Consider the following 16,450-nt stretch of genomic DNA (forward strand, 5'->3'; position numbering starts at 1 on the left):
CGCAACTGTGAAGACCAAAGACAGAAGTGACCGTGTCTTCAAAACCACGAAAAGGTTTCGGAGGTTTGCCCTGTCCCCATTTTCTCACGCGACTTGATGTCAGACCGAATGGCTCAAATAGAACTCAAATGCATATTTGTTAGGCAATGGTGGATTATTGTTCAACAGTATAGACATGATTGTCCTACTTTGCTAGCGTCTACATTAGCAACGTCAGCTCCTGTTTTATGGCCGCGATGGGCAATGCAGTGGACAGGATTCGTCCCGGATTGCTTCCCGATATGCGCCGCGAGACATGAGCGGACCATGCCAATGCCGGAGAGACAGACATGACAGACGCAATGGATCAACTTAAGCCGCTCCTTTCCATAGAGGGACTGAGCGTCGAGTTCGGCTCCAGTCGTGTTGTCGATGATCTGTCCTTTTCAGTTTCGCCCGGAAAGACCGTGGCCATCGTTGGCGAGTCCGGTTCTGGAAAATCCATCACGTCGCTTTCCACCATGCGCCTGGCGGACATGATGGGAGCGAAATTTCCCGCCGGACGTATCGTCTTTGCCGGAAAGAATCTTCTCACCGTCTCGCAAAAGGAGATGCGCTCCATTCGTGGCAAGGACATCGCCATGATTTTTCAGGAGCCGATGACCTCACTCAATCCGGTTTTCACCATAGGCGATCAGATTTGCGAGGTGCTGGTTCTTCACGAAAAGATCAGCAAGGCTGCGGCAAGAGAAGAAGCGCGCAGACTGCTGCAAATGGTACGCCTGCCGGATGCCGAGGCACTTCTCGATCGTTATCCTCACCAATTATCCGGCGGGATGCGCCAGCGCGTCATGATTGCCATGGCGCTCGCCTGCCGTCCAAAGCTGCTGATTGCCGATGAGCCGACGACCGCGCTGGATGTCACGATCCAGGCACAGATCCTCAACATCATGCGCGATCTGCAGAAAGATCTCGGCATGGGCATGGTTTTCATTACCCATGACATGGGTGTCGTCGCGGAAATGGCCGACGACGTCGTTGTCATGTGGAAAGGCAAGAAGGTCGAGGAAGGCCCTGTCGGCCAGATTTTTGCCAATCCGCAACATCCCTACACCCGTATGCTTCTTGCAGCGGTACCGCGCCTGGGCAGCATGACGGGAGAAAATCATCCCAAGCGCACACCGCTCACTGTCCTTGAAGACGGGAAGCCAAAGATCATCGGCGAGGAGCGGGTCCAGGATACGGCAAGATATGACGAAAAGCCGATCCTGTCGGTGAAGGATCTGCTTGTCCGGTTTGACGTGCGTAAAAATCTGTTCGGCAAGGCAACGCATCGCCTCAGCGCCGTCCAGAATGTCAGCTTCGATATTCATCCGGGCGAAACGCTGGCGCTGGTGGGTGAGTCCGGTTCGGGCAAGTCCACGATAGGACGGACAATCCAGCAGCTTCAAACGTCGATGGGCGGCGAAATTTCCTTTGCCGGGCGCACCTACTCATCCATGTCCGCCGCTGAGCGGTTCCGGATGCGCCAGGAAGTCCAGTATATCTTTCAGGATCCCTTCGCCTCGCTCGATCCACGCAAGACGATCGGCTTTTCCATTGCCGAGCCTATCAACACCCATGGTCTGCTGTCCGGCTCAAGGGCTGTCCAGCGTCGGGTGGATGAGTTGCTCGAACGGGTTGGGCTGAGTGCGTCGGTCGCCAACCGTTACCCGCACGAGTTTTCGGGCGGCCAGCGGCAGCGCGTCTGCATCGCGCGCGCCTTGGCATCCGATCCGAAACTCATCATCGCAGACGAAGCGCTGTCGGCGCTCGACGTGTCGATCCAGGCGCAGATCATCAACCTGTTCATGGACCTGCAGGCGGAGCGCGGGCTCGCCTATCTTTTCATCAGCCACGATATGGCTGTCGTCGAGAAGATAAGCCACCGCGTTGCGGTTCTTTATCTTGGCCAGATCATGGAGCTGGGCAGCCGAAGACAGGTCTTCGAGACGCCCATGCATGATTACACCCGCCGCCTTTTGTCGGCCGTCCCAATCGCAGATCCCGGCGCTATCAGACAAACGGCAATGATAGAGGGTGAAATCCCCAATCCGGTCCGTCGCGTCGGCGACGAGCCAGCAATTCTCGTTCACGAGGAAATAGAACCGGGCCACTTCGTCGCAAGAACGGCCTGATAATCCGCATCACTCTGAGAGGAACAGATCCATGATGACAATAAAAAACAGGGGAATGACAGCAATTGTGGCGCTCGCGCTATCGGGCGTGGCGCTCTCCGTCGCGCCAGCCTCTGCTGCAGGAAAATTGACGATTTCCAGCCCGCAGGATCCCGGTAGCTGGGACCCTATCGATACATTTCTGGTGCAATGGGCCGCTGTCGCCACTAATATGTTCGATGGCCTGACCTATCGCGGCCCGGATTTGAAGCTGGTGCCCGGTTTGGCTGAAACGTGGGAAGAACTGGACGAAGGCAAGCGCATCCGCTTCAAGCTTCGCCAGAACGTCAAGTTCCACAATGGCGAGCCCTTCAACGCTGAAGCCGTCAAGTTCACGTTCGACCGTCTTCTGGGCGAGCAGGGGGCAAAAGGCCCGCAGCGCTCCAATTATACGGCCATCGAGAGCGTGGAGATCATCGACGAAAACACCGTGGATATGAAGCTGAAAGCTCCAGATCCTGTTCTGCTGACGAAGCTTGCCGGTTACGGCGCGATGATCGTTCCGCCGAAATACATCACGGAAAAAGGTGAGGACAACTTCAACACCAATCCCGTCGGCACCGGCGCCTTCAAATTCGTGTCCTATGCGCCTAAGGTGAATATCAAGCTCGAAGCCAACCCGGATTACTGGGGCGGCGCGCCGAAGCTCTCCGAGCTCGACTATCGCTTCATCTCCGAGCCTGCAACAGCCGTTGCCGAGCTTCAGGCTGGCCGCGTCGATCTCGTGATACCGCCAACCATTCCGATTGGCATGTTGCCGGTCATTCAGGGCGATTCCAATCTGGAAATCGTCAGCGTTCCCGGCCCGACGGTGGATGCGCTGCGCTTCAACACGCGCGACGGCATCACCAAGGACCCGAAGGTTCGCAAGGCCATCATTATGGCGGTGGATCGCGCCACCATCGTCAAGTCCATCCTCGCAGGTCAGGGTTCGGAAATTGCAAGCTTCCAGGGCGAGCTTTCATTCGGCTTCGACCCGGAACTGAAGTCGCTGCCTTATGATCCTGAAGGCGCAAAGAAGCTTCTTGCTGAAGCTGGCGTAAAGCCGGGCTCGACGGTGCAGATCGATATTCGCGGCAATGACGCGACGATGAACGAAGTCACGCAGGTCATCGCCAGCTATCTGCAGATGGTCGGCATCACCGCAACCATCAAGCCATACGAAACCAATGTTCTGTTGAACGACATCATCCCGCAGGGCAAGACCGGCGCGATGTTCCAGCAGAAGTGGGGCGGCTGGACGTTCGATTACGACAACACCGCCTATTCCATGTACCACTCCGGTGAAAAGTGGAATCCTTACGAAAAGGATGAGGCGCTGGACAAGCTGCTGGAATCACAGCGGCCTCTGACAGACCGGGCCGAGCGCGAGCGTATCCTGAAGGAAATCGGCAAATACACGGCCGAGAAGGCGCTTGAACTGCCGCTCTACAACACCAACGCGATCTATGGTGTGAGCAAGAAGGTCAAGGGCTTTGTCGCAGCACCCGATAACCGTCTCAAGCTGACCGACGTTACCGTCGAGTAGTCTTTGTTTGACGCCGCTTCACGGCAAGCGGCGTCAAAAATCATCTTTGCAAGGAAAAGAACGTGGTTGGTTTCCTCATCAAGCGATTGCTGCAGGCATTTTTTGTCGTCATCGCAATCACCCTGCTAGTCTCATTTGCCATCCGTCTGACGGGTGATCCCGCCGTCACGATGTTTCAGGGTGGTGGCAGCATGACGGAGGAGGATCTGGCGCGTATTCGGGTGGCGCTGGGAACAGATCAGCCCTTCTTTGTTCAGTATCTGAATTTTCTGAAAGGGCTCGTGACGCTCGATTTCGGAAAAAGCTTCGTCGGTGGCACGCCCGTATCCCGGCTGATTGGCGATGCCTTGCCTGCAACTCTTTTGCTGGCCCTCATATCGATGGTCGTATCGATAGCGCTTTCCATCCCGCTCGGCATCAAGGCCGCGACCTCGAAGGGCAAGGGCCTCGATCAGGCCATTCGCATTTTCTCGCTGCTCGGCCTTTCCTTTCCGAATTTCTGGCTGGCACTCATGCTGGTTCTACTCTTTTCCATCACGCTGGGATGGCTGCCGCCGAGCGGCATGGGTGGTGCAGCAAGCTATGTCATGCCCGCCGTGACCATGGGTGTTATTCTCACAGCCACCAATGTCCGGCTCGTTAGAACGGCAATGCTCGATACGCTGCAGTCGCAATATATCATGGTCGCCCGCGCGAAGGGGTTGAGCGAGAGCAAGGTTCTTTACAAGCACGCGCTGCGCAACTGCGCCATTCCGCTCATCACCTATTTCGGCCTTCAGTTTGGCGGGCTTCTGGGCGGTATCGTGGTGATCGAGCGGGTCTTCAACTGGCCCGGTATGGGTTCACTCGCATTCGATGCGGTTGGCGCGCGCGATTATCCGGTGCTGCAGGCGGTCATTACCGTGCTGTCGCTGATGATCGTCGGCATCAATCTTCTTGTCGATATTGCTTACGGGCTGGTCGATCCCCGTATCCGCACGGAGTAACTGACATGGCTGCAAACACTTCCCGCCTTTCGCGTTTTTACAGCCTTGAGTTCATTCTTGGCGCAACCCTGACAGTTGTGATTTGCGCGGCCGTGCTGTTGTCGGATGTGCTCTTTCCGGGTGGCGCCGACAAGATCGATCTGATGGCACGGTTGGCCAAGCCCTTCGCAAGTGCTGCCCATCCTTTCGGAACGGATCCGCTGGGGCGCGATGTGCTGGCGCGCGTGGTCGCAGGCGGCAAGATTTCGCTTCTGGTCGGCTTTACATCGGTCATCGGTGCCGTCGTCTTTGGTGTTCTCATGGGCCTTATTGCCGGTTATTACCGCGGTTTCTGGGACATGGTCGTCATGCGCTTTGCCGATATTCAGCTGGCAATGCCATTCATTCTCCTAGCCATCACCTTCATCGCCATCGTCGGCGGCAGCCTCACCAACACCATCATACTGCTGATCGTTTCCCAATGGGTGCAATATGCGCGTCTGGTGCGCGGCTCTGTGCTGACGCTGCGCGAGCGCGAATTCATTCTGTCGGCCCGCGCAATCGGCGTGAAGGACTGGCGGATCATCTTTCAGCATCTCCTGCCCAATCTGGTCGGCCCGGTCATCGTTCTGATGACGCTGAACGTCGCCAACAACATTCTTCTGGAAAGCAGCCTGACCTTCCTCGGCATGGGGGTCGATCCCACCATTCCCAGCTGGGGCGGTATGCTGGCTGATGGCCGGACATATCTTCAGATTGCCTGGTGGGTGAGCGTATTTCCCGGCCTTGCAATCCTTCTGACCGTGCTGGGTCTCAATCTCCTGGGTGACTGGTTGCGCGATAGCCTCGACCCCACCGGCAGAACCGCGAGGTAACAGACGATGACAGAGATATTTCGACAAGGTTTCGAGCGGACGCTTGAGCAGATTATCGGCGACGCCAAGGCAGGTCAGCGCATTGAAGCGTGGACTTTCGATGACGCTCCAAGCCGCCGCGATGCCGAGCGGCGCCTGACCGAAAAAGGTCTGACGGCGCGCATCCGCAGCGCGTACAAGCCGCTGCTGCACGCCTTTCTCGAAGACATCGATCTTACCGGCGTCACGAGCATTCAGATCGGATATCCCGTCCATCCGGCAGCACCGGAAAACCGCTTCCGGCTTGAGGCGTATCCCTTGGCGGCCTTGGTGGGTGACGCCAAAATTGCGTTTCGTCCGCGCCCGGATGGCGAATTCTTTTACGATGTTGCCCTGACAAGGGGTGAGGTTGTCGAGACGCTGAAGGTTCTTGCGCCCAACCGCGTCCATGTGGATGCCGTCGGAGAAACCAATGTGTCACCAACCGGCTGGATCCAGCGTGGCGACGGTGACACCGGAGCGCGGCTGGAGACAGACTATGAGCGTCTGTTCGAAAGCGCGATCAAAGCCATCGCGGCCTATGATTGGGGGCAGGATGAGCCCTATTTCGACGAGTTGAACATTCGTGTTCTTCTGCCGGCGCGGGATGAACCGCTTGGCTTTGGTCATGAGGTGATAAGCCTGCGCGAAGCGCTGCACGAGGATCTGTATTTTTCGCTGCTCGAGTTCTTCCAGAAGAAATCAGGTCGTCCGCTTGGCGATCGTGGTTTGAAACCCGGACAGATCGTCCCTGAAATCATTGAAAGCGAAGCGGAAATCTCGGTGGTCATCGAGAACAGACCGCTCGGTACGGGATTTCTGGATTGCGCAGACCAGTCGCTCGATACCGCAAAGGAACCGCTTTCCGCCCGACAGATAGACACGCTGCTAGCCAATATAGGCGGCGAAGCGTTTTTCGCGCCCGCCCGCTCGGGAAGGCAGGTGAAGGCCCACTACGTCAAAGGGAGCGATGCTGCTGTCATGATCAGCGGCGGTCAGCATCCGAATGAGACAACCGGCATCGTGGGGGCTCTACGTGCAGCGCGCGTGCTGCGGGGAAACCCCGGCGCACATTTCACCATATCTCCACTCGAAAATCCCGATGGCTATTCCGTTCACCAGCGGCTGCGGGTTGATAACCCGCTGCATATGCACCACGCAGCACGATACACGGCGCTGGGCGACGATCTGGAATACCGCACGGAAGAGAACTCCGGCGAATACCTGAACGAGAAGGAAATACGGTTCAAGGCGCAGGAATTGAGTGACGCCAAGCTGCACGTCAACCTGCATGGCTATCCGTCGCATGAGTGGACGAGGCCACTTTCCGGCTATGTTCCGCGCAACTTCGCCATGTGGACACTGCCGAAGGGCTTCTTCCTCGTCATGCGTCACCATGCCGGATGGACGGAACAAGCCGAAGCCCTGCTGGACAATGTTACCCGACATCTGGGACTAATTCCGGGGCTTCTGGAATATAATGACAGGCAGATTGCGCTTTACGAGATTCACGCTGGCGAAACGGGCTTCCGTGTCATCAACGGATTTCCGTGCCTCTCATCCATCGATGACAGACACACCGTTCCGATGACGTTGATTACGGAATATCCTGACGAAACCATCTATGGCGTTGACTTCGTTGAAGGCCACACCGCACAGATGGAAACCGTGATTGCGTCCTATCGCGCGTGGCAGGACATTCTGTCGGCGGTCCAGATTTCCTGAACCTTGTGACGAGAGCCTTGAGGGGCCGGAACACACCGGCCCGCTCACATCAGAAATATCAGGCAGCGGCGAGCGCTTTTTCGATGTCCTGCACGCTGTGACCGGTCAGGTCCTTGTCGAGTTCGCCTACCAACACATCCGATAGGGATTTGTGGTAGCTCTTGCGCATCTCACCCAGAGTGCGGGGTGCTGCGATGACGACAAGGCTTTTGATCTTGCCGTTCAGAACCTGGTTGTTCAGCATTTGCGCGACACCTGCGGAAAAGCCGTCTTCGTCCTGCTGGCTGTCATCCGGGTTGGCGGCACTGGAAGAGTGACGGGAGCCGGATGGTATCTTGCTGTCATCCACCGTCGCTGCGGGCATGGCTGTCAGCTTCACATTTTGCGCGTCACCTTCATTCTTGAAGAGGCTGAGCTTTTCGCCGTCCGCGACTGCGATTACCGTGTTCTGTGGAATGTCCATTTTTAGTCTCCCATGTGAAGAGATAGAATTCTTGTCGAGCGTTTACACGCATGGAACAACCAATCCCGTGCAGTTCCGTTCCGTTTCGAATCCGCTCTCGTGCGTTCCAGCACCTTGGGCAGCTCGCCGTTTCGTACGGAACGCTCACGCTTTTCAGAATTTCTGTTGACTTGACACGCTCGGCTGCGAAACTGCCCCGGTGCTGGAAACAAGCTTTGGGAGGAGCGTTTCATGAGACGGAATTGGCCTGACGAGTTCAGAGACTTTCTAAACGGTGCAGAAGAGGTGACACTCACCCTGTCGGGAGCGGAAAGCCATCATCCCAAGATCACGCGCAAAGCCTTAAAGGTTCGCATTTCCCAGGAGAATTACGAGAAAATCTGGCCGCTCGCGGAAATGCGTTACAGGCTTCAAGGTGACCGTGCGGGTTCTGCCGTTACACTGATCACCAGCAATCCTCACTACCAGGCCTGGCATCCGGCTGATGGTGGTATCGAGCAGGTGACGCTGCCCAGCGGGCGGGTGCACGAAACGAAATTCGTTATCGTCCACTTCCTTCTGGATGAAGTGCGCGAGACCGTGGAGGCATAGGAGGCCTTTAGCCGTCCTTGCGATGACAGATATCGAAGAGCGTCAGCGCGGCTTTGCTCGCGTGACGCTCCTTGTGTCGCAAAATCCGGAATTCGCGGGCAGGGGCGCGAAAATCGACTTCGCATAATCTGCCGCTCTCAATATACAGCTGTGCGGCAAGCCGCGACACCGCGGCTGCTCCCGTACCGGAAAGCAAGGCGCAGAGAATAGACTCGTTGGACGGGAGGACCAGCACGGTATTGAGGGAACCGGCCTTGATGCCGAGATCGATCAAGGCTTCCTCAAAGGCAGACCGCGTTCCCGATCCCACTTCGCGCATCACCCAGCGACCATCTTTCAGGTCCTCCGCGCAAAGCGCCTTTTTGCCTGCCCATGGGTGAGACGGACCAACAACGACCACAAGTTCATCCTTGGCGACAATAGAGCCCGCAAGCGCCGGCTCATCCAGTTCACCCTCGACAAAGCCGATATCGGCCTCGCCACTAATGACAGCGTCTGCAACGGTGCGCGTGTTTCCTATTGTCAGTTCCAGCTCTATGCCGGGAAAGTCATTGTGAAAGGCCATGAGACGTGGCGGCAGCCAATAGCTTGCGATCGTCTGGCTGGCGAAAACATTCAGCGAGCCGCGTTGCATCCCGCCCAACTCGCTCAGGATCAGTTCCACGGAACGAGACCGTGCGAGCAGCATCCGTGCTTCATCAAGAAAGATGCGTCCCGCTGCCGTCAGCTCGATGCGACGTCCGATGCGATGGAAAAGCTCGACGCCATAATGCTGTTCGAGATTGCGGATGGCCGAGCTGACGGCCGATGGCGTCAGATGAATGGCGGCCGCTGCCTTCGTCAGGTGCTCGCGCTCGGCTACGGCAACAAAGATTGAGAGTTGTTCGAAGGTCATAGGAAATCGTTCTGTTTTTCCGAATGAAACGTAGAATTATATTCGATGGAAGTAAATTAAATTAGATGAAAAAACTGCGACTGGTATCAATCGAGTCAGTTCATCATGCAGTCCTCGCAACTCCGTCAAATCGTCCCCGGCTTGGTCATGTGCGTCCTTGTCGCCGGTGCAGCCTATGTTCTCGCCCGCATTCAGCACGCGTTGCTGGGCGCTGGGTTTCTTGAGGCCTTGGTGTTTGCGATCATCATCGGAATTGCGATCAGGACCATCTTCTCACAGCAGAAATCATGGCAACCGGGCATAAGCTTCAGTTCCAAGACATTGCTCGAGATCGCCATTGTCCTTCTCGGTGCCTCCATCAGTTTTGCCACAATCCGAAGTGCCGGGCTGACGCTCATCATTGCCGTTGCTGCCATCGTTACCATGTCCATCTATGTAAGCTTCGCGGTTGCCCGCCTGCTCGGTCTGTCTCCGCGCCTGTCGATGCTAATCGCCTGCGGGAATTCCATTTGCGGCAACTCTGCAATTGTCGCAGTCGCTCCGGTTATTGAAGCCAATTCCGATGAGGTGGCTTCCGCTCTCGCTTTCACCGCTGTTCTCGGCGTCGCCTCGGTCCTGCTTCTGCCGCTCCTTTATGTCTATGCAGGAATGGGCGCTCTCCAATACGGGGCTCTGACAGGGTTGACTGTCTACGCCGTTCCGCAGGTTCTGGCGGCGGCGACGCCCGCTGGTCTCCTTGCCGTCCAGACGGGAACGGTCATCAAATTGCTGCGTGTCCTCATGCTTGGTCCCGTCATCTTCACGCTTGGCATCCTTCAGGGAAAGGCCGCCCGGCGTGAAGGCCGCGCAACCTCCCGTCGCAACCTTGTTCCGTGGTTTATCATCGGCTTCATGGCGGTGGTGGTGCTGCGATCGTTGGGCCTGATCCCGCTTGAAATCGTAACCATCCTGCTGACAATCTCAAGCGCGCTTACCGTCATTGCTATGGCGGGTCTTGGGCTGTCAGTCGATATTCGCACCGTTGCCAGTGCCGGTGGCCGGGTGATTGTTGCTTCATCGATTTCGCTGTTGCTGCTCGTAACCGTCAGCTACTTCGTGGTCATATCGGCGCTCCAGCCATAAGGCAGGCGAAGTTGCAGCGGCGTATAAAGGTCCACGAAACGCCGCGGCTTCAGGGGCCGATCGTCAGGAAACGAGAGCGAACCGACCCAGCGCACCCCGTGCAAAGCAAAGGGGTTCACCTTCCCGGTGTGCTGCGCGCAGTACACGGCCCAGCAATATCGAGTGGTCACCGCCATCATAGACCGAGGCACGCTCGCATTCGAAACGGCTGAGCGTTCCCGCTATGATTGGAACACCTTCCGGATTTTCATCCCAGGAGAACTCGTCGAAGCCAAGGCCGCCGCGGGTAAAACGGCTGCTGAGATCGCCTTGCTCTGCGGCAAGAACGTGAATGGCGAAATGAGTTGCGTTGGCAAAGAGATCATGCCGGGATGACGTCTTTGCCGGCGACCACAGGATCAACGGCGGATCAAGCGAAACGGACGAAAAGCTGTTTACGGTCATGCCGATCGGTCCAGCCGGGCTTTGCGCGGTCACAACCGTTATGCCGGTCGGAAATGTTCCAAGCGCGGTACGGAAGCTGCGCGTATTCGCAGCGTCCGGAACAAACCTGTGCTCGCCGTGGTCCTGCACGTTGATCGGTGATGTCATCACGGCACCTCACGGCCTGCTGCAAGTGTGTAGAGCTCAAACCACGTCTGGCGGTCCATGACCACTTTTTCGGCCTGAGAAATAGCCTTGATGCGCTCAAGGTTGTTCGTGCCGAGCACGGGCAGTATTCTCGCCGGATGGCGCAGCAACCAGGCGATCGCGACTGCGGCATTGTCCACGCCCTGATCACCCGCAATCTTCGCCATTGCATCGGCCAGCGGGCCGCCAGCGGTCATAAGCGATCCGCCACCCAGAGGAGACCAGGCCATGACAGGGAGATTTCTTTCCTGAAGATAGGCCAGATCGCCATTGGTAAGCGGCGAAATCTCGCTGAGGCTGAGCTCGATCTGGTTTGTTACCAGCTCGTTTTCCATATGGGTCTGCAACAGGGAAAAGTCCCAGGGGCGGAAATTGGATACGCCGACGCTTCGGACCTTGCCGGAAGCCACGAGTTCATCAAGTGCTGCACCTGTCTCATCCGGGTCCATCATCGGGTCGGGCCGGTGAATGAGAAGAAGGTCGATGCGGTCTGTAGCCATATCGCGCAAGGCCGCTTCGACAGACGCGTTGATGTGTTCTGCCGATGTATCATAATGCTTCACGCGGGCAGACGAGTGGCGACCGACCGGCGCGACGATGCCGCATTTGGTCACGATCTCGACCTTGTCTCGCAGCGACGGCGTCGCCTTGAAGCTTTGTCCCAAGATCGCTTCCGCCGTATAGCCGCCGTAGATGTCTGCCTGATCCAGCGTTGTTATGCCCTGTTCCAGGCAAGCTTCGATCTTGGCTTGTACATGGCCCTGCGAGGTGTCCTTGTCGTCCCCGATGCGCCACATGCCATAAACGATGCGGCTGAATGAGAGGTCAGGGGTGAGTTCGATGCGGTCCATCAGTGGCGCTCTCCGTTTCCAAGGGGTGTTGAAGGCGTCTGCGCCGGTACACGCCCATGGGCGTGGGGTAGCGAACACGTCTTCATTTGCGGCAAGACTTTGCGACCAAAATTCTCTGCCTCTTCTAGATGGGGATAGCCAGAGAAGATGAAGGCTCGAATTCCCATTTTACGATAATCTTCCAATGCGCTCAGGACCTGATCAGTAGATCCGACCAGTGCTGCACCACATCCGGAACGGGCGCGTCCGACGCCTGTCCATAGATGCGGTTCAACGTAGCCAAATTTGTCCGCGAGTTCACGGGCTTTTGCCTGATGGGCGACTCCTAAGGAAATGCTGTCGTGGGCGCGGTTGCGGATAAGCTGGCCGTATTCGTCGTCGAGCTTCGATACAAGGTGTTCCGCATATTCTTTCGCCTCCGCCTCCGTATCGCGGACGATCATATGCACGCGCAGACCGTAATCGAGTGTTCGTCCGTGCGCTTCGGCGCGTGCATGCACCGCACGCATACGCTCTGCAAGCTGTTCCTTGGTTTCCGGCCACATCAGATAGACATCGCACTGGGCACCGCAGAGTTCCAGAGCGTCCGGCGAATATCCTCCGAAATAGAGAAGCGGTCCCCCATTCTGCTGATAGGGGCGGGCCGGCTCTGTCGAAACACCCTTGAACTGATAGATCTCCCCATCATGGTCGATCGTGTCGCGTGTCCACGCCTGCCGCAGGATTTCCACCACTTCGTGGCTGCGTCTGTAGCGATAGGCGCTGTCGGCAACTTCACCGGGGAAGTCGGAGCTGATGACGTTGAGTGTAAGACGACCCTTCAGCATGTGATCCAGCGTCGCCACCGTCCGCGCCAGCATGATCGGCTGCATCTCGCCGCAGCGGATTGCCGCGAGGAAGTTGATCTTCTCGGTAATGGGTGCGCAACCGGCCACAAAGCTCAGCGTGTCCTGTCCCACCTGGTAGGAAGAGGGGCACAAAATATTGCGGAAACCGAGATCTTCAGACTTTCGGACGATGGAAGAGCAATGCTCCCAGCTGGAGCGCAACGCGCCGTCGGGAACGCCGAGATAGGCGTAGTCGTCGGAACACAGCGCTGAGAACCACGAGACCTCGCTGGCGTCAAGGTCCGCGGACGTTACTGGCACAATCGTCATGAAATCCTCCTCACAGGACGGTTGCCAATTTAGTAACATCGCGTATTTTGTAAATCAATAATGTATCAATTTTTTCTGACGAAGGTCAAAAACCGTTGAAAATGAGAAGCTCCAAGGGAAGTCTGCCGGTGTATCTCCAGATCGCCGAGACGCTTGTCAGAGACATCACCGCCGGTCGGCTGATCGATGGCGAGAAGCTTCCGCCTGAGCGCGAGATGGCCTCAACGCTTGGAATAGCAGTTGGAACGTTGCGAAAGACATTGGCGGAACTTCACAATCGCGGCCTGCTGAAACGCATTCAGGGTTCTGGCAACTACATCTGCGCGATTACTGATCCCAAGAGCGTCTATTCCATGTTCCGGCTGGAACTCATCACCGGCGGTGGATTTCCAACAGCAGACGTCTTAAGCGTCAGCCGTCAGACGAAGCCGCATGACATCCCGTCCTTCGGTTCATCTGAGGAGGGGCATCGCATTAGACGTCTTCGACGCATCGGCGGCAAGGCTGCTGCAATCGAGGAAATCTGGCTTGACGGTTCCTATATCGAGCAGGTCGCTGCGGAGGAACTGTCGGAATCCTTGTATCTCTATTATCGTACGCGGCTAGGATTATGGATCGCGAAGGCCGAAGACCATATCGACCTAGGCCACGTGCCGGATTGGTCGCCAGATGCATTTGGGCCGAGATGCGGAGACGCCGTGCCTCACGTGCTGCGCATCAGCTACTCTCATGATGGGGCTACGGCGGAGATTTCGCACACGTGGTATGATCAAAGCGTAGCGCGTTACGTCAACCGTTTGAGGTAGGCCTCAGGGCGGTTTTGATCTTGACCGAAATCAAGTTGCCACATGGAAGAATTTAAAAAAAACGGAAATTTCCTTTTTCAAACAACGCTTGGAATTAAATTTCAAACGGAATAAATTAAATTGATACACTATTGTTTTCATTCGTTCCTAACGTATGCTCTTTGTCAGAGGAGCCCGGAGCATCGTGGCCGAGGGTTGGGTGATTATCAATGGCATCAGTTAAGCTTTCAAAGCTTGAGAAGAGTTATGGCGCGCTTCGCATCGTCAAAGGCATCGACCTTGAGATAAGCGATGGCGAGTTCGTCGTTTTCGTCGGACCATCGGGCTGCGGCAAATCGACGACGCTTCGCATGGTCGCGGGTCTCGAAACGATTACCGGCGGCGAGGTGAAAATCGGGGACCGCGTCGTCAACCGGTTGGCGCCGCGCGAGCGGGACATCGCCATGGTGTTTCAGGATTATGCGCTCTACCCGCACAAAACCGTCAGGGAAAACATGGGCTTCAGCCTCAAGGTCCGCGGCATAGCGGCAGGTGAGGCCGCGGCGCGCGTGGACGAGGCGGCGAACATGCTTGGCATTTCTCACTTGCTGGACCGCCGGCCCGGTCAGTTGTCGGGTGGTCAGCGCCAGCGTGTTGCGATGGGGCGGGCAATCGTTCGCCGCCCGCAGGTGTTTTTGTTCGATGAGCCACTGTCGAACCTCGACGCCAAGCTGCGTGGTCAGGTCCGCACAGAGATCAAGAAACTGCATCAGGCCATCGGCACGACCATCATCTACGTGACCCACGATCAGGTCGAGGCCATGACCCTGGCGGACCGGATCGTCATCCTGAAGGGCGGCGAGATCGAACAGGTGGGCACGCCTGACGAGGTCTATAACAAGCCTGCAAGTGTTTTCGTTGGCGGTTTCGTCGGCTCTCCGGCCATGAATTTTGCGAAGGCTTCGGTCAGAGGCGGAGATCTTGTCTTCGCCAACGGTGATCGCATTCCCGTATCCACGCTGCGGGAGAATTGTCAGTCGGGTGCGACGGAAGGCCGGAACGTTATTGTCGGGATCCGGCCGGAGCATTTCGCCATCGGCACGTCCAGCGTTTCCCTGACCTGCGACGTTCAGGTCGTTGAGCCGTTGGGCTCGGATACCTTGATCCATTTCGCCATTGGCAGCGAAACTCTGACCGCCAGAATGCCGCCGGAAACGCGCATCCTGGCAGGGGAGACTTTGAAGATCGCGGTGGATCCAACAAAGATCCATTTGTTCGACGCGCAGACAGAGCGTGCAATCTAGCATCGCGTTCTGGTGCTGGGAGGTCGCTGACCGCACAAGAGATAACAACGGGAGGAAGCAATGAACTTTACGAAATTAACCGGTGCATTCTTTTGCGGCACCATGCTGGCCTTTGCGATGCCGGCAGCAGCTGAGACAACGCTCAGCATCTATATCTCCAGCCAACACCAGCCAAATGTCTGGCGTCAGGCGTTGGACAAGTATGAGGCCGCCAATCCTGAGGTAAAGGTCAAGATTGAAACCGGCGGCAACACCTCCGAAGCGCAGGCGCAGTATCTCAATACGGTCATGTCGGCAAAGGACAGCTCGCTTGACGTGTTGATCCTCGACGTCATCCGCCCAGCCCAGTTTGCCGCTGCTGGCTGGACAAGCGACTTTGCCAACAAGGACATGTCGGCCTATCTGCCCGCTTATTCTGGCGCCAATACCGTCGATGGCAAGGTCATCGCTCTTCCGGCCTTTGCAGACTCGCAGTTCCTTTATTATCGCAAGGATCTGCTTGAGAAATACGGACTTCAGCCTCCAAAGACCTGGGACGAATTGAAGGTTGCCGCCAAGAAAATCTCGGAAGGGGAGGGCAACGCCAATCTTCAGGGTCTGTCATTCCAGGGCAAGGCAATCGAAGGCGCAGTCTGCACCTTCCTGTTGCCTTATTGGAGCCAAGGCAAAAACCTTACGGAGAATGGCCGCCTGACATTTGACCGTGATGCGGCGATCAAGTCGCTGAGCCTGTGGAAGAGCTTCGTTGATGAGGGTGTTTCCAAGAAGAATATTGCCGAAGTCGGCACCGACGACACCCGCAAGGAATTCCAGGCTGGCAATGCGATCTTTGCGGTGAACTGGTCCTATGCCTGGGCACAGGCGCAGGGCAAGGAATCGGCTGTCGTCGATAAGGTCGGCGTGGCACGTCTGCCTGCGATCACGGGTGGAGAACAGGCCACCTGCCTCGGCGGTTGGGAGTGGGGTGTTTCCGCCTATTCCAAGCATCAGGATGAAGCAAAGAAGCTGGTGGAATATCTCTCCTCGCAGGATGTTTCCAAGTTCATGGCCATCAACGGTTCGCTGTTGCCTACCTATGCCGGGCTTTACAAGGACGCCGATGTCCTGAAAAGCGCGCCATGGTTTGCCGACGCCCTTCAGGTTGTCGAAACCGCAAAGCCGCGTCCTGTCACGCCACGCTACAATGAGGTGAGTGAAGTCATCCGCACCACGGTCAACTCCGTCCTGGCAGGTGTCTCGACACCGGAGCAGGGCGCCGATCAGATCGAGGCCCGCCTGAAGCGCATCCTGCGCTAGGATAATGCCTGAGGTGCTCGCCGCAGTATTTGTGCGGTGGGCTGGAACCT

At 56.8% G+C, this 16,450-nt stretch carries 15 protein-coding genes; 10 read left to right on the top strand and 5 right to left on the bottom strand.

The features are described from left to right. The first annotated feature begins 329 nt into the window (after nucleotides 1-329). The 5 genes from QRN85_RS03085 (at nucleotide 330) to QRN85_RS03105 (ending at nucleotide 7,306) form a co-directional block, all read left to right on the top strand. Nucleotides 330-2,156, top strand: coding sequence for an ABC transporter ATP-binding protein (locus tag QRN85_RS03085; protein ID WP_284757187.1), 1,827 nt, complete (start codon nucleotides 330-332; stop codon nucleotides 2,154-2,156). Between the two features lie 34 nt (nucleotides 2,157-2,190). Then, the gene (locus tag QRN85_RS03090) at nucleotides 2,191-3,723 is read left to right on the top strand and encodes an ABC transporter substrate-binding protein (RefSeq protein ID WP_284757252.1); all 1,533 of its coding nucleotides are present in this window, start codon (nucleotides 2,191-2,193) and stop codon (nucleotides 3,721-3,723) included. Nucleotides 3,724-3,785: 62 nt separating this feature from the next. Next, nucleotides 3,786-4,709 (top strand): ABC transporter permease, encoded by a 924-nt coding sequence (locus QRN85_RS03095; RefSeq protein WP_062587874.1) that lies wholly within the window; start codon nucleotides 3,786-3,788, stop codon nucleotides 4,707-4,709. Between the two features lie 5 nt (nucleotides 4,710-4,714). Then, a complete protein-coding gene (locus QRN85_RS03100) occupies nucleotides 4,715-5,563 on the top strand; it encodes an ABC transporter permease (RefSeq protein ID WP_062587872.1) in 849 nt (282 codons plus the stop codon). A 6-nt stretch (nucleotides 5,564-5,569) separates the two neighbouring features. Beyond that, nucleotides 5,570-7,306, top strand: a complete 1,737-nt coding sequence (locus QRN85_RS03105) for a M14 family metallopeptidase (protein ID WP_284757188.1) — start codon at nucleotides 5,570-5,572, stop codon at nucleotides 7,304-7,306. Between the two features lie 58 nt (nucleotides 7,307-7,364). Here the strand turns inward: QRN85_RS03105 and QRN85_RS03110 are convergent, their stop codons facing one another. After that, a complete protein-coding gene (locus QRN85_RS03110; protein WP_062587869.1) occupies nucleotides 7,365-7,769 on the bottom strand; it encodes a host attachment family protein in 405 nt (134 codons plus the stop codon). A 231-nt stretch (nucleotides 7,770-8,000) separates the two neighbouring features. Between QRN85_RS03110 and QRN85_RS03115 the strand changes: the two genes are divergently transcribed. Beyond that, the gene (locus QRN85_RS03115) at nucleotides 8,001-8,360 is read left to right on the top strand and encodes a hypothetical protein (RefSeq protein WP_113091748.1); all 360 of its coding nucleotides are present in this window, start codon (nucleotides 8,001-8,003) and stop codon (nucleotides 8,358-8,360) included. A 7-nt stretch (nucleotides 8,361-8,367) separates the two neighbouring features. Here QRN85_RS03115 and QRN85_RS03120 read toward each other — a convergent pair whose 3' ends face one another. Continuing rightward, entirely contained in the window at nucleotides 8,368-9,255 is an 888-nt protein-coding gene (locus QRN85_RS03120) for a LysR family transcriptional regulator (RefSeq protein WP_113091747.1), read from the bottom strand. A gap of 105 nt (nucleotides 9,256-9,360) precedes the next feature. Here QRN85_RS03120 and QRN85_RS03125 point away from each other — a divergent pair, with 105 nt between their 5' ends. Then, a complete protein-coding gene (locus QRN85_RS03125; RefSeq protein WP_112962315.1) occupies nucleotides 9,361-10,377 on the top strand; it encodes a YeiH family protein in 1,017 nt (338 codons plus the stop codon). A 63-nt stretch (nucleotides 10,378-10,440) separates the two neighbouring features. Here the strand turns inward: QRN85_RS03125 and QRN85_RS03130 are convergent, their stop codons facing one another. Genes QRN85_RS03130 through QRN85_RS03140 form a run of 3 tightly spaced genes read right to left on the bottom strand, consistent with a single transcriptional unit; the run spans nucleotide 10,441 to nucleotide 13,015 of the window. Then, nucleotides 10,441-10,968 (bottom strand): flavin reductase family protein, encoded by a 528-nt coding sequence (locus QRN85_RS03130; protein WP_112962316.1) that lies wholly within the window; start codon nucleotides 10,966-10,968, stop codon nucleotides 10,441-10,443. Continuing rightward, complete coding sequence (locus tag QRN85_RS03135; RefSeq protein ID WP_284757189.1) at nucleotides 10,968-11,858, bottom strand: aldo/keto reductase; 891 nt, start codon at nucleotides 11,856-11,858, stop codon at nucleotides 10,968-10,970. Before QRN85_RS03135 ends, QRN85_RS03130 begins: the two co-directional genes overlap by 1 nt. Next, on the bottom strand, nucleotides 11,858-13,015 hold the full coding sequence (locus QRN85_RS03140; protein ID WP_284757190.1) for an LLM class flavin-dependent oxidoreductase: 1,158 nt from the start codon (nucleotides 13,013-13,015) through the stop codon (nucleotides 11,858-11,860). The genes QRN85_RS03135 and QRN85_RS03140 overlap by 1 nt, the downstream gene beginning before the upstream one ends. Nucleotides 13,016-13,116: 101 nt before the next feature. Between QRN85_RS03140 and QRN85_RS03145 the strand changes: the two genes are divergently transcribed. The 3 genes from QRN85_RS03145 to QRN85_RS03155 all read left to right on the top strand — a co-directional run bounded on the left by QRN85_RS03145 (nucleotide 13,117) and on the right by QRN85_RS03155 (nucleotide 16,400). After that, on the top strand, nucleotides 13,117-13,821 hold the full coding sequence (locus tag QRN85_RS03145) for a GntR family transcriptional regulator (RefSeq protein WP_284757191.1): 705 nt from the start codon (nucleotides 13,117-13,119) through the stop codon (nucleotides 13,819-13,821). 209 nt (nucleotides 13,822-14,030) lie between these two features. Beyond that, nucleotides 14,031-15,104: an ABC transporter ATP-binding protein gene (locus QRN85_RS03150; RefSeq protein WP_284757192.1), complete on the top strand. Its 1,074-nt coding sequence runs from the start codon at nucleotides 14,031-14,033 to the stop codon at nucleotides 15,102-15,104. A gap of 60 nt (nucleotides 15,105-15,164) precedes the next feature. Then, on the top strand, nucleotides 15,165-16,400 hold the full coding sequence (locus QRN85_RS03155; RefSeq protein ID WP_284757193.1) for an ABC transporter substrate-binding protein: 1,236 nt from the start codon (nucleotides 15,165-15,167) through the stop codon (nucleotides 16,398-16,400). The last annotated feature ends 50 nt before the right edge of the window (nucleotides 16,401-16,450 follow it).

The sequence above is a fragment of the Agrobacterium sp. fls2-241-TYG-188a genome (assembly GCF_030209845.1).